At 66.6% G+C, this 1,327-nt stretch carries 1 protein-coding gene; it reads right to left on the reverse strand.

Annotated features, from left to right (window positions below):
* Window positions 1-159 precede the first annotated feature (159 nt).
* The gene (locus ACWEBX_RS40880) at window positions 160-798 is read right to left on the reverse strand and encodes a hypothetical protein (protein WP_451889745.1); all 639 of its coding nucleotides are present in this window, start codon (window positions 796-798) and stop codon (window positions 160-162) included.
* Window positions 799-1,327: the final 529 nt, after the last annotated feature.

Consider the following 1,327-nt stretch of genomic DNA (forward strand, 5'->3'; position numbering starts at 1 on the left):
GTCAGCAACACATGCCACGTTCTCCTCACCGGACCTTACCGAGCAAGGTTGAAAACTTCGATCGAGATATGCCGGGGCCGCTCCGGTGAATGCGGGTGCTTCGTAGCGCTGCTTTCGCTGCGACTTACGCTGCTTCGCTGCGGCGACGCTCTTCGGGGGCTATCGAGGGTCGGCGACGATGACGTTGTATGTGAGCGTCCACGGCTGGTACCCCTCGCGATGGCACCGAACCCAGAGCCGGACCGGAGCGCCCTCATATCGGTCACGCCAAGATGCTCGGTCGACCCAGGACGGAGGGAAGGAGGGCTCCACCGCCCGCTTCAACCAGTCGCCCAGCTCCAGTGGGACGGCAGGGGACAGGCGCCCGTCGCTGGTCGCGCGGTCGATGCCCGGACAGAAGCGGTACGGTCCCCAGATGGTCGCGGCGTTCTCCCGCTCTTCTGTGCCGGAAAGGCCTACGCCGTGGGTATATCCGTCGTTGCGGATCTCGATCTCTACCGAGTCGAGGCGCTCCAGGGCGGGCGGTCCCTCGAACGTCAGCAGCAGGTTTGCCTGTTCGCTGCCTGCTCCACGGCGTGTGATCGTGATGTCGAACTGCGGGGTCATCTCGTGGTGCCAGCGCTCCCGTTCGACCTCCGCCACCGAGTCGGCAGTAGCGTTCGCCCGCTCTGCGGCCCGGTTGGACTCGTGGGCGGCTTTGTTGGCTGTGCGGGAGATCAGGAGGGCGATCCCCGCCGTGATGAGACCGCCGGCTGCTGAGGCTGCGCTGAGGGCATCTGCCCAGGACACATCTGCCATAGCCGGGCACGCTATCCGGTCCCGCCGGGCGCATGCACACCGCACCCCGGTACGAGAACCCAGCACTACCGGCTGTGGTGCCGCCGTTGTTCGGGGCCTGGAGTAGGACTGGGGGGTGGAGGCCCGTTGTGCGGGCGCGGCGGTGCGGTCGGGCCACGTTTGATGGTGGTGGAACTACTACGGGCCGCAGAAGTGCGGACGTCAGGTAGAGCGGTAGATGCTGACGGCCACAGGGCGCTTCCGAGGACCGATCCGGGCTCCGACATGATGTGCCTCCATTGATCCCTAATGGCATGGCAACTTCGCCATCTAGCAGGTGCTTTGACTCTGGCAGACACATGCCGCAGCAGCTGCAGCATCTACGGCAGACGGTCAGGTTGGCTGCTCGCGCCGTTCAGGTTGCTTCGCTCTCCAGGGCGCCGGCGAGGTCGGCACGCGACGGGGTGAACGTCGCCTGTCGCGGCCTGGCCCGCGGGGAGTGGTGTCAGTCGGTGCTGCCGGGAGCGTTCGTGGGCCGTGCGCCGTCCCA

The sequence above is a fragment of the Streptomyces sp. NPDC005070 genome, assembly GCF_053600395.1.